Source organism: Streptomyces scopuliridis RB72, assembly GCF_000718095.1.
In the GTDB taxonomy this organism is placed as follows: domain Bacteria; phylum Actinomycetota; class Actinomycetes; order Streptomycetales; family Streptomycetaceae; genus Streptomyces; species Streptomyces scopuliridis.
The window spans coordinates 217,813-236,211 of sequence record NZ_JOEI01000002.1 but is presented as its reverse complement, the minus strand read 5'-3'; the positions used below and the strand labels follow the sequence as shown (position 1 = coordinate 236,211).

General features: G+C 72.4%; 15 protein-coding genes and 2 pseudogenes. 4 read left to right on the top strand and 13 right to left on the bottom strand.

Annotation, left to right across the window (positions count from 1 at the left end; translation table 11 throughout):
• Window positions 1–4: 4 nt before the first annotated feature.
• The 6 genes and pseudogenes from IF11_RS0102345 to IF11_RS43085 all read right to left on the bottom strand — a co-directional run bounded on the left by IF11_RS0102345 (window position 5) and on the right by IF11_RS43085 (window position 5,182).
• Window positions 5–1,069: a LacI family DNA-binding transcriptional regulator gene (locus IF11_RS0102345; protein WP_030349677.1), complete on the bottom strand. Its 1,065-nt coding sequence runs from the start codon at window positions 1,067–1,069 to the stop codon at window positions 5–7.
• 214 nt (window positions 1,070–1,283) lie between these two features.
• Window positions 1,284–1,683 (bottom strand): annotated as a pseudogene (locus IF11_RS36290) (LuxR C-terminal-related transcriptional regulator); the annotation flags it as partial.
• Window positions 1,684–2,022: 339 nt separating this feature from the next.
• Window positions 2,023–2,712: an HAD family hydrolase gene (locus IF11_RS0102335; RefSeq protein ID WP_030349676.1), complete on the bottom strand. Its 690-nt coding sequence runs from the start codon at window positions 2,710–2,712 to the stop codon at window positions 2,023–2,025.
• 25 nt (window positions 2,713–2,737) lie between these two features.
• On the bottom strand, window positions 2,738–3,220 hold the full coding sequence (locus IF11_RS0102330; protein WP_030349675.1) for an Lrp/AsnC family transcriptional regulator: 483 nt from the start codon (window positions 3,218–3,220) through the stop codon (window positions 2,738–2,740).
• A 57-nt stretch (window positions 3,221–3,277) separates the two neighbouring features.
• The gene (locus IF11_RS37610) at window positions 3,278–4,666 is read right to left on the bottom strand and encodes a hypothetical protein (RefSeq protein WP_051745348.1); all 1,389 of its coding nucleotides are present in this window, start codon (window positions 4,664–4,666) and stop codon (window positions 3,278–3,280) included.
• Window positions 4,667–4,867: 201 nt separating this feature from the next.
• Complete coding sequence (locus IF11_RS43085) at window positions 4,868–5,182, bottom strand: aldo/keto reductase (RefSeq protein WP_483316181.1); 315 nt, start codon at window positions 5,180–5,182, stop codon at window positions 4,868–4,870.
• Between IF11_RS43085 and IF11_RS43390 the strand changes: the two are divergent.
• Window positions 5,175–5,384: pseudogene (locus IF11_RS43390) on the top strand (hypothetical protein); the annotation flags it as partial. The gene IF11_RS43085 and the pseudogene IF11_RS43390 sit on opposite strands and share 8 nt — an antisense overlap.
• A gap of 142 nt (window positions 5,385–5,526) precedes the next feature.
• Here IF11_RS43390 and IF11_RS41830 read toward each other — a convergent pair.
• Complete coding sequence (locus IF11_RS41830) at window positions 5,527–6,762, bottom strand: MFS transporter (protein WP_240627529.1); 1,236 nt, start codon at window positions 6,760–6,762, stop codon at window positions 5,527–5,529.
• A gap of 252 nt (window positions 6,763–7,014) precedes the next feature.
• Window positions 7,015–7,893: an alpha/beta fold hydrolase gene (locus IF11_RS0102310; RefSeq protein ID WP_030349671.1), complete on the bottom strand. Its 879-nt coding sequence runs from the start codon at window positions 7,891–7,893 to the stop codon at window positions 7,015–7,017.
• A 188-nt stretch (window positions 7,894–8,081) separates the two neighbouring features.
• Between IF11_RS0102310 and IF11_RS0102305 the strand changes: the two genes are divergently transcribed.
• From IF11_RS0102305 to IF11_RS0102295, 3 genes are all read left to right on the top strand, one after another.
• Window positions 8,082–10,097: an AfsR/SARP family transcriptional regulator gene (locus IF11_RS0102305; protein WP_030349670.1), complete on the top strand. Its 2,016-nt coding sequence runs from the start codon at window positions 8,082–8,084 to the stop codon at window positions 10,095–10,097.
• A 185-nt stretch (window positions 10,098–10,282) separates the two neighbouring features.
• Window positions 10,283–11,797 (top strand): FUSC family protein, encoded by a 1,515-nt coding sequence (locus IF11_RS0102300; RefSeq protein ID WP_030349669.1) that lies wholly within the window; start codon window positions 10,283–10,285, stop codon window positions 11,795–11,797.
• A gap of 113 nt (window positions 11,798–11,910) precedes the next feature.
• Complete coding sequence (locus tag IF11_RS0102295) at window positions 11,911–12,969, top strand: lactonase family protein (RefSeq protein WP_030349668.1); 1,059 nt, start codon at window positions 11,911–11,913, stop codon at window positions 12,967–12,969.
• Between the two features lie 249 nt (window positions 12,970–13,218).
• Here the strand turns inward: IF11_RS0102295 and IF11_RS0102290 are convergent, their stop codons facing one another.
• The 5 genes from IF11_RS0102290 to IF11_RS0102270 form a co-directional block, all read right to left on the bottom strand.
• Window positions 13,219–14,139, bottom strand: coding sequence for a sirohydrochlorin chelatase (locus IF11_RS0102290; protein ID WP_030349667.1), 921 nt, complete (start codon window positions 14,137–14,139; stop codon window positions 13,219–13,221).
• Window positions 14,140–14,234: 95 nt separating this feature from the next.
• Window positions 14,235–15,245 (bottom strand): N-acetylglucosamine kinase, encoded by a 1,011-nt coding sequence (locus tag IF11_RS0102285; protein ID WP_030349666.1) that lies wholly within the window; start codon window positions 15,243–15,245, stop codon window positions 14,235–14,237.
• Window positions 15,246–15,308: 63 nt separating this feature from the next.
• Window positions 15,309–15,986 carry a uracil-DNA glycosylase gene (locus IF11_RS0102280; RefSeq protein WP_030349665.1) on the bottom strand — a complete coding sequence of 226 codons (678 nt, stop codon included), beginning with the start codon at window positions 15,984–15,986 and terminating at the stop codon, window positions 15,309–15,311.
• Window positions 15,987–16,092: 106 nt separating this feature from the next.
• Entirely contained in the window at window positions 16,093–17,181 is a 1,089-nt protein-coding gene (locus IF11_RS0102275; protein WP_030349664.1) for a WD40/YVTN/BNR-like repeat-containing protein, read from the bottom strand.
• Window positions 17,182–17,273: 92 nt separating this feature from the next.
• Window positions 17,274–18,353 (bottom strand): NADH:flavin oxidoreductase/NADH oxidase, encoded by a 1,080-nt coding sequence (locus tag IF11_RS0102270; protein WP_030349663.1) that lies wholly within the window; start codon window positions 18,351–18,353, stop codon window positions 17,274–17,276.
• Window positions 18,354–18,399: the final 46 nt, after the last annotated feature.

Sequence of the window (18,399 nt, the reverse complement as noted above, 5' to 3'; positions counted from 1 at the left end):
TCCTTCACGTTCGTGCTGACGGGTTGGGTGCTGACCGGTGGGGTGTTGAGGGGTCCGGACGCCGTGGGGCCGGCGGGAACTCCGCGCCGCAGGAGCGGCGTACGACCAGCCGGGCGGGGAGTGTGACGGACGGCGGGACTCGGCCCGCGATGCGTTCGGCCAGCGCCCGTACGGCGGCCCGGCCCAGCTCGTCCGTCGGCTGCGCGATGGCCGTGATCGGCGGGTCTGTGTGTACGAACCACGGGATGTCGTCGAAGGCCGCGAGCGCGATGTCGTCCGGGACGCTCAGACCCCGGGCGCGGATCGCGTCGAGCGCGCCGAGGGCCATCAGATTGTCCGCCGCGAACACGGCGTCGGGAGGCTCGGGAAGATCGAGGAAGCGCTCGGCGGCCCGGCGTCCGCTCTCGGCCTGGAAGTCGCCCTGGCCGATATACGCGTCGGGCAGCGCGACCCCGTGCTCGCCCAGCGCCGTACGGAAGGCGTCGACGCGTTCGCTGCCGGTGGTGGTGGTCGCGGGACCCGCGATGATCGCGAGCCTGCGATGGCCGATCCGCAGCAGATGGGCGACCAGATCGCGTACGGCGGCGCGGCCGTCCGACCGTACGACGGGCACCTCGACGCCCGGGATCCACCGGTCCACGAAGACGAGCGGGGTCGCGGCGCGCACCGCGTCGAGTATCAGCGGCGAACCGCGGTCGGTGGGCGACACCAGCAGCCCGTCGATCCGGCGGTCGAGCAGCGTACGGACGTGGTGGTCCTGCAACTCGGGCCGCTCGTCGGCGTTTCCGATGATCACGCTGTAGCCGAGCGTCCGCGCCTCCTCCTCGACCGCGCGGGCCAGCGAGGTGAAGTACGGATTGAGCACATCGCTGATGACCAGGCCGAGCGTGCGGGTCTGGTCGGTGCGCAGGGACCGGGCCACGGCGTTGGGCCGGTAGCCCAGCGCGGCGACGGCGGCGAGCACCCGGGCGCGGGACGCGGGGCTGACCGACGGATGGTCGTTGAGTACCCGCGACACCGTGGCGACGGACACGCCTGCCTCGGCCGCGACATCCTTGATGCCCGCCATCGTCGGTCCACCTCCTCGTGGAATCGATTACACGGAGGATTGGAATCGATTACACGAGCAGAAGGCAAGACCTTGGGGGTACGCCGAGACCGGATCGTAATGATCGCGGGGTCGTGGCAGAGTGGAATCCCCGCCCCGGGCCTTCGGATTCTCCCCCGTCTCCGGATGCCCGGGGTTTTCCGCTGCCCGAGACCGAAGCGTGGGTCGTACGCCGCTACGCGGAGGTCTCCGGTGTGTTGTTGCCCAGATATGCCAGTACGGCCAGTACACGGCGGTGCACATTTCCGCCCTCGGGCGGCAGCCCGAGCTTGTCGAAGACACCCCGGATGTGTTTGCTGACCGCCCGTTCGGTGATGACCAGCAGCTCCGCGACGGCCCCGTTGGCGAGCCACTGCGCCATCATCTCCAGCACCTCGTGCTCACGCGGTGTCAGCGCCCGCAACGGCCGCGCGGCGGCCTTCTGGCTGAGGATCTCGGTGACCACCTCGGGGTCGAGGGCGGTCCCGCCGGTGGTGATGCGCTCCAGCGCCTCCAGGAACTGCTCCACCCGCCCTACCCGGTCCTTGAAGCAGATAGCCGATGCCGCGCGCGCCCTGGGCCAACAGCTCGGCCGCAGCGGAGGGCGGCTGCCAGGCCGAGGAAGGCCAGGTCGTTGCCCGGATGCATTCGGCCTGGCGGTGTTCTACAGGTGGGTTGCCATATTTCCGGCACATCTCTCCCGGGGCAGAATCGAATTCACGCTCTCCGTACCCACCACCCGGTCCGTTCCGCTCTTCTCGATGAAGACCACGGCCAACGGCGCGGGCATCCCCCGGGCCTGGCGGGCCGGCCCCCGGTGCTCTCGGGCAGCGGATCCGACGGGCGTCCCGTGACACTGATGTACCCCACCCGCGTCAACGCCGACATGACGGAACGGAGCTGAGGCCCCCGGGGACCGGCGGGATCAGCGGGTCCTACTCGCCGACGATCCACGCGTACGCGGCCTGCGCCGTGAACTCGCTCTGTCCGCCGGGGAAGACCAGCCCCGCCGTACCGAACGCCGGATCGAGAGGTGCGCCGGGCGCGGGGGCGTACGGGATCGCGACACATCGCATCCCGGCGACCCGCGCGGCCATCACACCGGGTGCGGCGTCCTCCAGCACCACGCAGTGGGCGGGCTCGGCTCCCAGTCGGCGCGCCGCCTCCAGGAAGACGTCCGGCGCCGGCTTGCCGCGCGCGACCTCCTCGGCCGAGACGGTCGCGGTGAAATACCCGTCGAGTCCGGTGACGGCGAGCGCCTGATCGATGGCCGCCCCGGACGAACCGGACGCCACGGCCATGGGTACGCCCTCGGTGTGCAGCCGTTCCACCAGCTTCCGCATCTGCGGGAATGCCTCCGTCGAGGCGCGCACCCGCTCCAGATAGAGCCGGTTCTTCTCGGCGAGCAGGGTGTCCACGGGCGCGTCGATCCCGTACTCCTCGCGCAGCGCCTCCAGCGTCTCGCGGGTCCCGATCCCGATGAACCGGCTGTGCTGCTCCCAGCTGAAGTCGGACACACCGTACTGGGCCAGGAGCAGGCGTCCGGCTTCGTAGTAGTTCGGTTCACTGTCGACGAGTGTTCCGTCGAGATCGAAGATGACCGCAAGCGCAGGGGAAGTGCTCATACGCCCCAGCATGCCAAGCGCTCCCTCAGCGTCGCTCACCGACGTCCCGGCCCACCGACTCGACCAGCGGCAGCAGCCGGTGCGGCACCCGTTCGCGCAGCGCCATCTCCGTACGCGTACGGACCACACCCGGCAGCTGGATCAGACGTTGGACGACATCCTCCAAATGGCCGTTGTCGCGGGCGACGACCCGGGTGAGCAGATCCCCCGCACCCGTGATCGAGAACGCCTCGACGATCTCGGGGACCGCGGCGAGCGCGTCACCGACCTCGTCCAGATGCCCCTGCGTGACCTCGATATGGACAAAGGCGAGCACCGGATGGCCAAGGGCGGCGGGGGAGAGGAACGGTCCGGTGCCGGTGATCACCCCCTCGCGCTCCAGCCGGTCGAGCCGGGCCTGGAGCGTCCCCCGGGCGATCCCGAGGATGCGCGCGTACTCCCGCACGCTGGTACGCGGCTGCTCGATGAGGAGCCGCAGGATGCGGGTGTCGAGCGCGTCCACCGCCATCGTCCGCCGGCCTCCTGCCGTCCGTGGGTACGGCCCGCGCCTGTACCAATGGCCTCATTATGTGGGACCGGCCTGAGCCATCAGCCCCGGGCCGTCCGGCGACGCGGGCGACGGCAGACTGATCCCCTCGGCCACCTCGCCGCCCCGGGCGACGCCCCTGCCGCCGTCTCCGCTGTCGGCGCTGTCGGCGCCGGGGGCGCGGTCGTCCAGTGTGATGGTGACCGTGGTGCCCGCGGCGGCGAGGGTGTCCAGACCGGCGTCGATGCGTTCGTACAGGGTGGTGGCCAGAGCCCAGTCGCCGTCACCCGCGTCCGTGGTGTGCCGGGTGGTGAACAGCGAGATCAGGACGGCGATCAGCGAGCGCCCGGACAGCGCGGCGGCGATCCGGTCCTCGCCCCGGTCGGTGATCTGCGGAGGCATCCGGAAGTGGGAGTGGCGGCCCGCCTGGCCGGTGATGAACTCCCAGGTGTCGCGGTGGCAGACCAGGGACGCCGACGACACCCGGGCGGCGCGCTTGAGCAGCTCACCGTGCTCCTCGGTCACCGGCGTCACGGCGGTCCCGGCGGTCACGGGTGTCTCCGGTGTCTCCGGTGTCTCCGGTGTCTCGGGCGGCATCTGTCGCGCGGGCTCCCGGGGCGCACGCCGAGTCTCCTCCGCGTCGTCCATACGGGAGGTCAGCGCGGTGATGTCCGCACGGACCGCCGCCAGCTCGCCGCGGGCCTCTTCGAGGTGCTCCAGCAACGGGCCGAACTCCCGGCGCAGCGCGTCCAGGAGAGACGGTGTCACCCGCCACGTCAGCCCTGGCGAGGAGCCCTCGGTCGTGATACCCCGGGGGAGTGCCGATCGCTCGTGGGGCGCCGAAGGCTCGGGTGATGGCGACTGTTCGGACAGCGCCTCAGCCTCGGGCGAGGGCTCATGTCGTGCTGATGGCTCAGGCGGCCCCGACAGCACGGTCCGGGCGTCGTCCTCCTCGCGCTGGCTGGGAACGCTGGGCACACCGGGGACACCCGGCAAGCCGGGAACGCCAGGCATCTCAGGAGTCCCAGGCGCGTCGGCCATCCCCGGCACGCCGGGTGGCGACAGCGGTCCGCCAGGCATCCCGAAGGACAGAGACGGATGACCGGCGGACCCGGGACGGAGGCCCTCGACCGCCTCCTTCAGCTGCTGCACCTCGTCCTGCAGGATCTCCACGGCGGTCTCGACGGCCTGCCCCAGCTCGTCCCTGCCGCGCGCCAGGCCCTCCCTCGTCTCCCGGAGCTCCGTACGCAGCTCACTCAGCCCCGACGCGAGGGCCTCCTGGGTGGCCCGGTGCGCCTCGTCGCCCGCCATCCGGAGCCGGTCGAACCCCTCGGCGAGGGACGCCCGCAGCTCCCTGCGCGTGTCGGTCAGCGAGTTGTGCAGCATGCTCAGCAGGGTGTGGGAGCCGTCGTCCTTGTTCCGGGCCAACACTGTTCCTCGTCTCTACGGTAAGTAGTCACCTGATCTCTGGCAGTACTCGCCCCGGGTGAAACCTCGGGGACGGCGATAACTGATGCGCGGCCACTCTTCGGAGTGGTTGTGTGGCGGATCCGGAGTGGTTGTGGGCGGCGTGGTTTCGTGCGCGGGTTCCGGTTCACGTCCACCCGTCCGGTCTGCGCTCACCGCGGGTCAGGAGCCGGCCGGCCTGATGCCGATCCTGGCCGGGATACGGGCCAACTCGGCGTCGTCCGAGACGCCCTGGAAATCGTCGCGCGGCGTGTAGGGGCGCTCCAGCCCGGCCAGCTCGTCGTCGGTCAGTTCGATGTCGAGCGAGGCGACGGCGTCATCGATGTGGGACGGCTTGCTCGCGCCCACCAGGGGTGCGACGACAACGGGGTTGTGCCGCAGCCACGCCGGCGCGATCTGCGCCCGGCTGACGCCGCGCACACCGTCACCCTCGTGACGGGCGACAAGGTGACCGTCGCCGACGTGGGCGGCAGGCATCGACAAGATCTGGCTCGACGGACGCGTCCCGGCCGCCATGGCCGAGAGCAACGCCCAGATCGGCACCCCGAAGGCGTGGGAGGCCGGCCGGACCGGCAAGGGCGCCAAGGTCGCCGTCCTGGACACCGGTGTGCACGCCGGACATTCCGATCTCACCGGCCGGCTGGCCGAGACCAAGAACTTCATCGAGGGCGGATCGGTGAAGCAGGAGATCATCCGGGCGACGGGCGTCAAGTATCCCTGCTCCAGGGCAAGTTGGCCCGGTAAGGCCCGGCTGTCGGCCGTACCGGGCCGTGCGTTGTCAAGAGGGCATCAGCCGGCCATGAAGGGGGATCAAGGGACGGTCAAGCGGGCCGGTCGCTGTCGGTCCGGGACGTACCGAGCTGGCGGATCAGCAAGGTTGTGACGGCGAACAGCGCCCCGCACCCGACAAGCGCGTAGGGCAGACCGGCCGCTCCGGCGAGCAGGGCGACCGCGGCGCCGCAGACGATTTCACCGGCATACTCCGCCTGGGCGAGAAAGGAATGCACCGTCGCCCTGACATCGTCGGTGGACTGCTGGTTCACCCAGATGGTGCCGATGGTGCGCGTCAGGGGCAGAGCGACCCCCGCCACAAGGAGAACCGCCGCGCTGCCACTCACATCCTCGGGTGCGACGGCCAGCGCGACGAGACCGACCGCCCCGGCCACGCACGCCACGGCGTAACCGCGCTGGGCGGCACGGACATCGTTCATACGCGTCTCCACCATCCGCAGCGCGAGCGCGCCGACGAGCAGCGCGGCGATACCGAGCGCGGTGAACAGGATGAGGGGCTCGGGCGGGAACCCGATGTCGAAGAGCCGCTGCGGGTGGAGCCGGGCGAAGGCGTCGGAGGCGCCGTTGACCAGGAACGTGGCCGCGAATACGAGCAGGATCGCCCTGTTGTGACGGACGAGCGCCGACCCGCGCTTCAGGATGGACCAGGAGGCCGACCACCGTCTCACGGGAGCCGGCACGAAGCGCTCCTCACGGAAGCGGAACACGACGTACAGCCCGAGCAGCAGCATGGCCGCTCCGGCCAGCACCATGGCCGTGCCACGATCCAGGAACGAGGCGAGCACGCCGAACCCGATCAGGCCGGCCGCGGCGCCGGTCAACTGGGCACGGCCGGAGCGCACCAGCACGCCGGAGATCTTCTCCGGCCGGGCCAACTCGTCCGTCACCCACGCCACATCGGCGCCGCTCGCGAAGGTCCATGACAGACCCCACAGCATCTGTGTGCCGACCACGGCCCAGAACTCGGTCACCAGCCCGGTCGCCATCATCGCCGTACCCATCAGCACATGCGAGACGACCAGAGACCACTTCCGGCTCAGGGTGTCGGCGAGCACACCGGCCGGGATCTCGCACACGAGCGCGGTGATCCCCTGCGCTGTCCCGACGAACACCAGCTGGGCCGCGGTGAGTTGGGCGTCGACGACCAGATAGACGCTGGTGACCAGCCACCAGCCGTTGTGCAGTACAGCCCGCGCCCACGTCCATCGCAGAAAGACGACGACGAGGTCCTGGGCGCGCGTCACACTGTTCGGGCTGTTGCTCACTCCCGGATCATCGGGCACGCGGGGACCCGGCTCAACGCAATTAACGTGCGTGTACGGCTGGACCAACTGCGCCCCAGGGGCTGTCAGTTCGCCTTCGCGCCCGCATCGTCGATTTCCTCAAACCCGGCAGGCGCGAAAGTCACCGGGACGTACCGAAAGGGAGGCATCTCCCTGTGCCCGCGCACCCGCGCGGAGGTGGAGCGGTTCTTCGTGGGAACCGATCTCCTGGACCCCGGCCCGGCCCTCACCACCTCAGCGGGTGAGCAGGTCGCGCAGGGCCTTGGCGATGTCGGCGGGGGCTTCCTCGGCCATGAAATGGCCGTAGGCGACGGAGACATGGCGCAGATCGGCGGCCCACGCCCGCCACAGGGCCGGCGCGTCGTAACCGAGGGCGGCGCCCCAGTCCTGCTGGAGGACGGTGACCGGCATCCGCAGCCGGCCGCCGGCGTCCCGGTCCGTACGGTCGTGCTCGACGTCGACGCCGGCGGAGGCGCGGTAGTCGGCGACGATCGAGGGCACCGCGTTCCGGCAGGCGTCCAGATACGCGGCGCGGACATCGGCGGGGATCGCCCCCGGGTCGTTGGTCCAACTGTCCAGGAAGTGGCCGAAGAAGGCGTCCGCACAGGCGCTGATCATCTGTTCCGGCAGGCCCGGAGGCTGGGCCATCAGATACAGATGGAAGCCGACGGCGGCGGTGGTGCCGTGCATCACCTCCCACATGTCCAGCGTCGGCAGTACGTCGAGGCAGGCCAGGTGGGTGACCGCCGCGGGGTGGTCGAGCGCGGCGCGGAAGGCGACCAGGGCGCCCCGGTCGTGACCGGCGAGCGCGAAACGTTCATGCCCCAGCGCGCGGGCCAGGGCGACGATGTCGGCGGCCATGGTGCGCTTGGAGTAGGTGGCACCGCCGGCCTCGGCGGGTTTGTCGCTGGCGCCGTAGCCGCGCAGGTCGGGGCAGATCACGGTGTGGTCGGCCGCGAGGTCGGCGGCGACATGCCGCCACATCAGATGGGTCTGGGGGAAGCCGTGCAGCAGCACGACCGCACTGCCCGTGCCCGCGACGGCCGCGTTCAGTGACACGCCGTCGGCGACGGGAACGCGCCGGTAGTCGAAGCCGGTGATGGCAGGCGTCATGGTTGCGCCTCTTTCCGTAGCTGATCCGGATGACCAGGTTGACCAAGTTGATCCGGAGGTCCAGGTTGGCCCGGTCGGCCGGTTTGAACAGGTGTCTTCAGCCTGCCGGGCGCGAATGAGCATCGGATCAGCGCGCTATAGCGTGGCCGGGGGCGAAGCCACGCCCGACGGAAAGGTGGTCGCGGGTCGTGCGGGTCGGGTTCGGGGTGCTGGGGCCGGTCACGGCCTGGGACGGTGCCGGGGGCGCGATCGCCCTGAAAGGGCCGCGGCACCGCGCGGTACTGGCCCGGCTGATCGTCGCCCGCCGCCGCGTCGTCCCGGTCACCCGCCTGGTCGAGGATCTGTGGGCGGATCCGCCCCCGGGCGCGGTCGGGGCCGTACGCACCTTCGTGGCCGCGCTGCGCCGCGCGCTGGAGCCGGAGCGCCCGCCCCGCGCCCCGGCCGGGTTGCTGATCACGGAGGGGCCGGGGTACGCGCTGCGCGCGGAGCCGGACGCGGTCGACGCCTGGCGCTTCGAGCGGGCCGTGGCCGCCGCCGCGACGCTGCCTCCCGACGTCGCGCTCGCACGGCTGGAAGAGGCGCTGGGGTGGTGGCGCGGGCCCGCGTACGCGGAGTTCGCCGACGCGGCCTGGGCCCGCGCGGAGCGCTCCCGTCTGGCGGAGTTGCGGCTGCACGCCATCGAGCGGCGGGCCGAGGCCCGGCTGTCCCTGGGGCTGGCGGCCGAGGCGGTGCCCGATCTGGACGCGCATGTCGCCGAGCACCCTTGGCGCGAGGACGCCTGGCGGCTGCTGGCGCTCGCGCTCTACCGGGCCGGCCGCCAGGGCGACGCGCTCGCGGTGCTGCGCCGGGCACGCACGCTCCTGGTGGAGCAGCTGGGGGTGGACCCGGGCCCGGGGCTGCGCCGTCTGGAAGCGGACATCCTCGCCCATGCCGACCATCTCGACCCCTTGGCGGGGGCGAGCGGCGCGGCTGGGCAGGTGTGGGCGCGGGCAGCCGCCGCGTACGACCGTACTGTCGCCTCCGGTGCCCGGGCCCGGCTGGAGTCGACGGTGGGGCTGCTGCGCAGCCTCGCGGTGACCGGGGGTGGCGGCCTGGAGGCGGCCCGGCTGCACCGCGTGGCGGCCATCGCGGCGGCGGAGGAGCTGGGCGACGCGGCGCTGACCGCCCGGGTGATCGGCGCGTACGACGTCCCCGCGATCTGGACCCGCGCGGACGACCCGGAGCAGTCGGCGGCCGTCGTGGCCGCGGCCGAGCGCACCCTGACCGCGCTCCCTCCCGGCGGCCACGAGGCGGCGCGGGCCCGGCTGCTGGCCACGATCGCGCTGGAGTCGCGCGGCACGCCGCCCCATGCCCTTCGAGCGAGAGGCACCCCCTCGGCGCGCGGCGTCCAGGCCGCCCGGCAGGCGGAGCGGATCGCCCGCGGCCTGGACGATCCCGCACTGCTGGCGTTCGCCCTCAACGGCGTGTTCATGCAGACCTTCCACCGCGCGGGTCTGGCTTCCCGCCGGGACGGCATCGGCGCCGAACTGGTCACCCTGTCCGCCCGCCACGACCTGGTCACCTACGAGGTCCTCGGACACCTCATCCGCCTCCAGGCGCGCGGCGCGCTCGCCGACTTCCCCGGAGCCGACGGACACGCGGCCGCCGCCGACCGGCTGGCCGAGCGCCATGAACTGCCTCTCGTGGGCGTCTTCACGCAGTGGTACCGGGCGCTACGGCTCGCCGAGACCGGCCGGGCACCGGTGGCCGAGGTGGAGACGGCCTACCGGAAGGCCGCCGCGCGCCTCGACGGAGCCGGCATGCCCGGACTGGAACACGGTCTGCTGCCGCTCGCGCTGCTGTGCCTGCGGGTACGGCACGGACGCCAGGCCCCGACCGGCGAGCGCACCGACTGGGGGCCGTACGAGCCCTGGGTACGCCCCCTGGTGCTGCTGGCCCAAGGCCGCCGCGACGCGGCCGGGACGGCGCTCCGCGAGGTCCCGGACCCGCCCCACGACCTGCTGTTCGAGGCCCTGTGGTGCCTCACCGCGCGGGCGGCCGTCCTCCTCGGCGACCGGGCGACGATACGGCGCGCTCACAGCGAACTGGCCCCAGCGGCGGGAGAGTTGGCGGGAGCGGGCAGCGGCCTGCTCAGCCTCGGCCCGGTCGCGCGGTACCTCGAAGAGCTCGCCGCTACGGGATCAGCAGGACAGGAGGGACGGTAAGCCACCCTGGCCCGTTGGCCCTCCGCCCGCGCGCGGCGATCAAGGTCCACTATGCCAATGGCTCAGTAGGTCAAGGTTCACTTGAGCCACTGGGGCCAAGGATGCTGTGATGGATCCGTCAATGGCGCTGCGGATCACCGCGGCGCCTTTCTCATGCCGGAGTGAAAACGGGCGGGCTGGCAGTGCTGCTGAAGAGGATGTTCGTGTCTCCCGATCCGGGACGGCTGCGGCTGTACGGTGCCGTACGCGCCGTTCTCGGCATCGGTCTGGCGGTCCTCGTGTGCGGGGCCGCCGGTCACCCGCTCGCCGGCGTCATCACCGGTGGGCTCGCCGCGCTCCTCGCCCTCTTCACGGTCACCGACACGACGGTCCGCGGCCAGGCCGTCACCACCGCGCTGCTGCCCGCCGTCGGCTTTCCGGTGCTCGCCCTCGCGTCCGCGCTGCACGATCACCCGCTGATGCGCGACGCGGCGTTCCTCGTCGTGGCCGGTGCCGGGGTGTACGCCCGCCGCTGGGGCCCGCGCGGCCATGCCCTGGGGGTCTTCGGGTTCATGACCTTCTTCGTGGCGCAGTTCCTGCACACGGTCCCCGCGCAACTGCCCGGTCTTTACTCTGCGGTTCTGCTCGCCGTGCTCGCCTCGTCGCTCGTCCGCTTCGGCGTCTGGTGCTACGAGCGGCGGCTGCCGCCGCCCGCCGTACCCGCGCTGCCCGGCGCGGCGGGCCTGGTCCGTACGACCACCCGGCAGGCGGTTCAAGTGGCCGTCGCGGGCGCGTTGGCGCTCTGCGCGGGCCAGTTGCTCTCACAGGACCGGTGGTACTGGGCCGTCGGCGCGGCCTGGTGGATCTTTGTGAACACCGCCTCACGCGGGGAGACCCTGGTCCGCGGCTTCCGGCGGGTGGTCGGCACGGCCACCGGCTCCGCAGCCGGGCTGATCATCGCGGTACCCCTGCACGGCGCGCCGGCCCCCACCGCCGCGCTCGTGGCCCTCTGCGTCTTCGGGATCTTCTACACCGCCGCGGTCTCGTACAGCTGGATGATCTTCTTCGTGACGGTGATGGTCGGCCTGCTGTACGGACTGCTCGGCGTGCTCGATCCGGCGTTGCTCGCCCTGCGACTGGCGGAGACCGGCGTAGGGGCACTGGGCGCGACGGTGGCCGTTCTCCTCCTGCTGCCGGTGACCACACACGCTGTGACCGACGCGTGGATCCAGCAGGCGCTGCGCTGCGTCCACGGCTGCACGACCACGGCCGCCCGCCGGCTCGCCGGGGACGCTCACGCCGACCCGGGGCCGCTCGCCGCGGAACTGGAACTGCTCCTCGGCCGGGTACGGATGTCCCTCGCGCCGCTCGTCCATCCGCTGAACCCGTTGCGGGCGCGCGGGGCCCGGGCCCGCCAGGTACTCGTCCTGCTCGATGACTGCGCCCGCGAGGTACGGGGCTTCGCCGCCGTGGCCGCCGACCCCGCCGCCTCGCACGACGCCCGGCTGGCCGCCGCCTGTCGCCGGGTCGAGGCCGCCGTACGCGAGTTGGCGCCGCCGGGGGCGGAGCCGGCCCGTCCGGTGGCCGGTGCGCCGGACGCGCCGCACCACCACCCCGGGGCCGAAGTGGCGCTCGCCCATCTGCACAGCCTGGAGCGGGCGCTCGCAGACCTCTCCGCGCCCCTGCGCAGCGCGCCGCGCGGCCCTCTCGTCCCCGCCTGAGCTGCCGCAAATGGCCTGGAAACGGCCTACCGGGCCGGCTGATTGGTCCAGACCCCCTGCTACCGTCGGGGCCGAGGGGCAGCCGACGAGATCAGCCGAAGAGGGGACACACAGTGAGCGGCAGGTACGACGGGCGGGCCTTCATCGGATCGTTCACCTCCGCGGGAGGCCGCGGCATCATCGCCGTCACCGTGGACGCGGAGACCGGAGCCCTCACGGAGCGCGGAGTCACCGACGCCGTCGCCGATCCGTCCTATCTCGCGCTCGCCCCGGACGGGTCCGTGCTCTACGCGGTCTCCGAGACCGGGGAAGGCGCGGCTGCCGCGTTCAGGACACCGGCGGCGGACGCGGCGAACGGGGCGCCCCGACTGCTCGGGGAGCCCGTACCGGTCTGCGGCGCGAGCCCCACCCATCTCACCCTCACCGCCGGGCATCTGCTGACCGCCAACTACGGTTCCGGCAGCGTCACGGTGCTGCCCGTCGGCACCGACGGCGCTCCCCGGCCGGCGAGCGGAGTGACCCGGCACGAGGGCTCCGGGCCGCACTCCGACCGCCAGCGCGGGCCGCACGCGCACCAGGTGGTGACCGACCCGAGCGGCCGGTGGATCCTCACCACCGACCTCGGCACCGACTCCGTCCTGATCAGCGCCCTCGACGCCACCGCGGGCGAGCTGACGCCGCACGCCGAGACCGCGCTGCGCCCCGGCACCGGACCGCGTCATCTCGCCTTCCACTCGGCCGGCGGCCACGCCTACGTGCTCAACGAGCTGGAGCCGACGCTCACCCTCTGCCGCTGGGACGCGGAGAAGGGCCTGCTCGAACCGGTCGGCGAAGCCCCCGTCCTGCCCGACGGCGCGGACGTCGAGGGCTTCGGCTCCGAGGTGGTCGTGTCCCGCGACGGACGGTTCGTCTGGGCGGCCGTCCGTGGCCACGACAGCATCGCCGTCCTCACGCTCGACGCGACGTACGAGAAGGCCGAACTGGTCACCACCGTGGACTGCGGCGGGCGCTGGCCGCGCGATCTGGCACTGGACCCGACGGGTGGCCGCCTCTATGCCGCGAATGAGCACTCCGGCGAGGTGACCTGGTTCGACATCGATCCGGCGACGGGCATTCCGGCACGCGCGGGCTCCTTCGCGGCCCCCGCCGCCTCCTGCGTGATCTTCGGCTGACCAAGCGGGCCCTCCCTCCGCCCCGACGCCCCTCTTCGTACGGCCGAGTCCACCCGTACGAGCGGACTCGTGCTGTACGAGCGGACTCGTGCCGTACGAGCGGATGCGACCGTACGAGCGGACTCGGCCGTATCCACGCGGAAGGGCCCGCGCCGGAGCGAATCCGGGGCGGGCCCTTTTCCATGGGTACGGGCGGGCTGTGCTCCCGCCGTACTCAGGGGCGTGCGGCGCGTGGCCGGTGGGGGCGGGTCAGTGCGTCGGCGTCCCCTGCGGCTGCGCGGGGATGCCCAGCGCGGCCGTGTACTTCGACAGCACCAGCTTCCCGATCGCCGGATACGCGCCCAACGGCTCGGCGGCGGCGCACTCCGCCTCCTTGAGCGCCGCTTCGAGCAGACCCTCGGGCAGCTCGGGGCCGACCAGATACGGGGCGAGCGCGAGCTGGGTCGAACCGGCCTCGCGCAGCTCCTGGGCCACGGCCGCGACCGAGCCCTCCTCGTCGAGCGCGGCGGCCATCACCGGTACGGCGAGGCGCGCGGCCAGCAGCATTCCGGTGATCCCCGCGGCCTGCACCGCTTCCTTGCCCCCCACTGTGGCCAGGATGATCCCGTCGGCGGCCGTGGCGACCGTGAAGAGCCTGGCGCGGTCGGCGCGGGCCAGCCCGGCCTCCGACAGGCGTACGTGCAGACCTTCGGCGAGCAGCGGATGCGGACCGAGGACATCGGTCAGCTCCGCGGTGGCGCCGCTGTCCGCGACGGCCTGACCTATCCGCGTGACCAGCCCACTGTCCGGTCCCGCGAGCAGCGGTACGACGACGGCGGCCGGACCCTCGGGCTCGGCCACCTCGCGGCCCGCCGCCTTCGCCAGCTCATAGCGTTCGGTACGCAGCGCGGCGGTCCCGGCCAGGACGCTCTGCAGCGTGGGGTACTCGGAGTCGTCGCCGTCCAGGAAGCCGATGACGGCGTCGAGGCCGGGCAGCTCGGAACGGGCGATACTGATGACCTCTTCGGCCAGACCGCGGACGGCGGCCGAGGGGGTGCCGGGCACCGCGACGACAAGCGCGGGCGCACCTTCGGGAGCCGCGACCGGTTCGGGGCGGCGGTGGCGCCCCGACTGACGGGGTCGCGGCATTCGTACAGGCAGGCCGGATGCGGGCCCAGTGGGGGTGCTCATGGCGTCGAATGCTACTGGTTTTGTGGGCGCGGCTGTTCGGGGAGGGGGCAGTCGCGAACCATCTGTCCTTATTTATCCGTTAGGTGTTTTTCTGCTCATCCATCCTGTTCTGTCAGGACGTTCAGCAGGCGCGCGTCATGTGGCAGCCGGAGCGCGTCCGTGGCGAGCGCCCCCGCGATGAGCAGCGCCCCGCCGAGCGGATCGGCCGCGGCGGACACGGTCGTGGCATGCGGCAGTTGACCGGCCAGCTCGGCGCGCAGGGGTACGAGCAAGGCGTCGCCCAGTCCGAACAGCCCTCCCGTGAGGGCGACTTCGCACGCACCCGACGGTGGGCAGACCGCCGCCGCGGCCTCCGCGATATGCCGCGCGGCCGTCGAGACGATGCCCTCCGCGACCGGATCGCCGGCCGCGCAACGGGCCACCTCCGGCGCGAACGAGGCGAGTACCGCGGGCCGGTCGGTACGCGGATAGAGCAGTCCGGGCAGCTCGGGGGCGGGCCCGAAAACCGCTTCCATTCTGGACAGCAGTGCGGGCGATCCGCCGCGCCGTCCGTCGTACGCCCGCATGGCCGCTTCCAGCCCCGCCCGGCCGATCCAGGCGCCGCCGCCGCAGTCGCCCAGCAAATGACCCCAGCCGTCGGCGCGCTGCCAGCCGGTCAGGTCCGTGCCCAGCGCGATCATGCCCGTGCCGGCCGCGACGACCGCGCCGGGACGCTGGCCGAGCGCTCCCGCGTACGCGGTGACCGCGTCCGCCGCGAGCGCGAGCCGCCGGACGCCCAGGGAGCGCTCCAGCGCCGCGGGCAGTTCGGCGCGCAGTCCGTCGCCGAGCGTCGCCATCCCGGCCGCGCCGACCGCGACAGCGGACAGGGTGCCCGTATCCGCGCCCGCCCCCGCACTCGCGCCCGCCTCTGCCAGCAGGGTGTCCACCGCGGGCAGCAGCCGGCCGAGCAGCTGCCCGGCGTCGATTCCCGAGGGGCCGGTGCGTACCGGCTCGGTGGAGGCGGTCGTCGCGACCGTCGTCACGCCCGCGGTCCCGTCGGAAGCCGTGGAGCCGAGCGCGAACCGCAGCCCCGAGCCGCCCGAGTCCACCCCCAGCACCCAGCTCATCGATACACCCGGCTCATCGGCATATCCAGGGCATCGACGGCCCGGCTCACGCGGCCGTCCGTCTCATGGCAGCCGCCAGTCCACCGGCTGCGCCCCCTGGCCGATCAACAGGTCATTGGCCCGGCTGAACGGACGCGAGCCGAAGAAGCCGCGGTCCGCCGACATGGGGGAGGGGTGGGCCGATTCGACGGCCGGGTAGTCCCCGAGCATCGGCCGGCAGTTACGGGCGTCACGCCCCCACAGGATGGAGACCATGGGCTTGCCGCGCGCGACCAGCGCGCGAATGGCCTGCTCGGTCACCTCTTCCCAGCCCTTGCCGCGGTGTGCGGCGGGCTTGCGGGGCGCTGTCGTGAGCGCCCTGTTGAGCAGCAGCACCCCCTGCCGCGTCCAGGGCGTCAGATCGCCGTTGGAGGGGCGGGGCAGCCCCAGATCCGTATGCGCCTCCCGGAAGATGTTCTCCAGACTGCCGGGCAGGGGCCGCACTTCGGGTGCCACCGAGAAGCTCAGCCCCACCGCGTGCCCGGGGGTCGGATAGGGATCCTGCCCCACGATCAGGACCCGCACCTCGTCGAACGGCTGCTGAAAAGCGCGCAGCACATTCGGTCCGGCCGGCAAGTACGTGCGTCCGGCGGCGATCTCCGCGCGCAGGAAGTCGCCCATCTCGGCGATGCGCCCGGCCACGGGGCCCAGCGCATCCGCCCATCCGGGCTCGACGATTTCGTTCAACGGTCGTGCTGCCACGGGGCGCCACTCTACTGGTGCGCACGGCGCGCTTCCGCACACACCCGTCAACCCACCACCGTCGGACGGCATTTACCCGGCTCCCCAGTTACCTCGCTCACCCGGCTCACCCGGAGAGGGTGGCCGCGCGGACACAGAGCACATCCGGCAGATGCGAGGCGAGCAGCTCCCAGCTGTCCCCGTCGTCCGCGCTCGCGTACACCTCGCCGTTGCGGTTGCCGAAGTACACCCCGGCCGGATCGGAGCCGTCCGTACACATCGCGTCGCGCAGCACCGTGCCGAAGTGGTCCCCCTCGGGCAGCCCGGCCGACAGCGGCTCCCAGTCGCCGCCCGCGTTCTCCGTACGGAACACCCGGCAGCGGCGCTCGGCGGGGACGCGGTCCGCGTCGGCGGTGATCGGGAAAACGTAGGCCACATCCGCGTGGTGCGGATGGGCGGCGACCGCGAAGCCGAAGTCGGACGGCAGACCCGCGCCGATGTCGCTCCACCGGGCGCCCGCGTCATCACTGCGGAACACGCCCCAGTGGTTCTGCAGATACAGCCGGTCGGGATCGGCCGCGTCCTGCGCGATCTTGTGGACGCACTGGCCGAACTCCGGATACGGATCGGGCAGGAAGACCGCCGACACCCCCCGGTTGGACGGCGCCCAGCTCTGGCCCCCGTCCTGGGAGCGGAACACCCCGGCCGTGGACACCGCGACCGTCACCGCGTCCGGATCCCGGGGGTCGGTCACCACCGTATGCACGGCCTCACCGCCGCCGCCGGGCACCCAACGCGACCGGGTCGGGTGCTCCCACAGCGGCCGGACCAGCTCGAAGGTCTCGCCGCCGTCGTCGGAGCGGAACAGGGCGGCGGGCTCCGTACCCGCGTACACCACATCCGGTGCCGCGGGGCCGGCTGGATGCAGCTGCCAGACCCGCTCCAGAGAGGCGCCCGTGTCCTTGGGAAAGCGCACCGCCGGTCTCGTCGGCTCCGTCCAGCCGGCTCCGAGATCGTCCGAGTGGAACACGGACGGGCCCCAGTGCGCGCTGTCGCCGCCGACCAGCAGCCGCGGCACCGTCCGGCGCGTATCGATGCCGATCGAGTAGATCGCCTGCGCGTTGAACCGAGGGCCGTCGAAATCCCATCGGCCGCCGCGCTTGCGGCCGATGAAGAGCCCTTTGCGGGTGCCTACGGTGAGCAGTACGTCGGTCATGGCCGACACCTCCAGGACGCCGTTGTCTCGGGATACGGGCCAGTCTGCACCCGACCACTGACAATGACTCCCGGAGTGAACGTCCGCGCAGGTCAGACGGCCCGGTGGTACTGCTGCGGGGTGTGGACGCGCCCGCCCAGCTCACCGGCCGCGCGGCGGGCCCAGGACGGGTCGCGCAGCAGCTCCCTGCCGAGCAGTACGGCATCGGCCTCGCCGTTGGCGATGATCTTCTCGGCCTGCTCGGGTCGTGTGATCAGACCGACCGCCGCCACGGGCAGCCGGGTTTCCGCCCGGACCCGGGCCGCGAACGGCACCTGATAGCCGGGGCCGACGGGAATACGTACGTCCGCGGCGTTGCCGCCACTGGACACGTCGAGCAGATCCACTCCGTGCGCCAGCAGCTCGTCCGCGAGGCGCACCGTGTCGTCAACGGTCCAGCCACCCTCGTCGAGCCAGTCGGTGGCGGAGATCCGGAAGAAGAGGGGCAGCTCGTCGGGCCACTCGGCGCGTACGGCGTCCACGACCTCCAGCGCGAACCTCGCGCGGTTCTCGAAGGAGCCGCCATAGGCGTCCGTGCGCCGGTTGCTGTGCGGGGAGAGGAACTCCCCGATCAGATAGCCGTGCGCGCCATGCACCTCGACGATCTGGAAACCGGCCTCCCTGGCCCGCCGTGCCGCCGCCGCGAACTGTCCGACGATCTCCTTGATCTGCTCCACGGTCAGTTCGGCGGGCAGCAGATGCCCCTCCGCGAAGGGCAGCGCGCTGGGCGCCAGCGGCTCCCAGCCATGGGCCTCGGCGCCGACGGGGCCGCCACCGTTCCACGGCCGGTCGGTCGATGCTTTCCGCCCCGCATGAGCGAGCTGGATACCGGCGACGGCGCCCTGCGAGGCGAGGAAGCGGGTGATCCGGCGGAACGCCTCGACCTGCCTGTCGTTCCAGATCCCGAGGTCGGCGGGGCTGATTCGGCCCTCCGGGCTGACGGCCGTGGCCTCGACGAGGATCAGTCCCGTGCCGCCCGCGGCGCGCGCCGCGAGATGGGAGAAGTGCCAGTCGTTCGGCACACCGACGTCCGGACCCGTCTCGTCCGCGGAGTACTGGCACATGGGCGCCATCCAGACCCGGTTGGGGATGGTCAGGGACCGCAGGGTGTACGGCTCGAACAGTGCGCTCACGGCGGACTCCATTCGGAACGTGGGGGATCGGTACGTGACGGACGGG

What these genes read in the sequence shown, in the direction of transcription:
- IF11_RS0102345 (WP_030349677.1), bottom strand. Translation starts at nt 1,069, where the DNA reads ATGGCGGGCATCAAGGATGTCGCGGCCGAGGCAGGCGTGTCCGTCGCC.
- IF11_RS0102335 (WP_030349676.1), bottom strand. Translation starts at nt 2,712, where the DNA reads ATGAGCACTTCCCCTGCGCTTGCGGTCATCTTCGATCTCGACGGAACA.
- IF11_RS0102330 (WP_030349675.1), bottom strand. Translation starts at nt 3,220, where the DNA reads ATGGCGGTGGACGCGCTCGACACCCGCATCCTGCGGCTCCTCATCGAG.
- IF11_RS43085 (WP_483316181.1), bottom strand. Translation starts at nt 5,182, where the DNA reads ATGCCTGCCGCCCACGTCGGCGACGGTCACCTTGTCGCCCGTCACGAG.
- IF11_RS0102310 (WP_030349671.1), bottom strand. Translation starts at nt 7,893, where the DNA reads ATGACGCCTGCCATCACCGGCTTCGACTACCGGCGCGTTCCCGTCGCC.
- IF11_RS0102290 (WP_030349667.1), bottom strand. Translation starts at nt 14,139, where the DNA reads ATGAGCACCCCCACTGGGCCCGCATCCGGCCTGCCTGTACGAATGCCG.
- IF11_RS0102285 (WP_030349666.1), bottom strand. Translation starts at nt 15,245, where the DNA reads ATGAGCTGGGTGCTGGGGGTGGACTCGGGCGGCTCGGGGCTGCGGTTC.
- IF11_RS0102275 (WP_030349664.1), bottom strand. Translation starts at nt 17,181, where the DNA reads ATGACCGACGTACTGCTCACCGTAGGCACCCGCAAAGGGCTCTTCATC.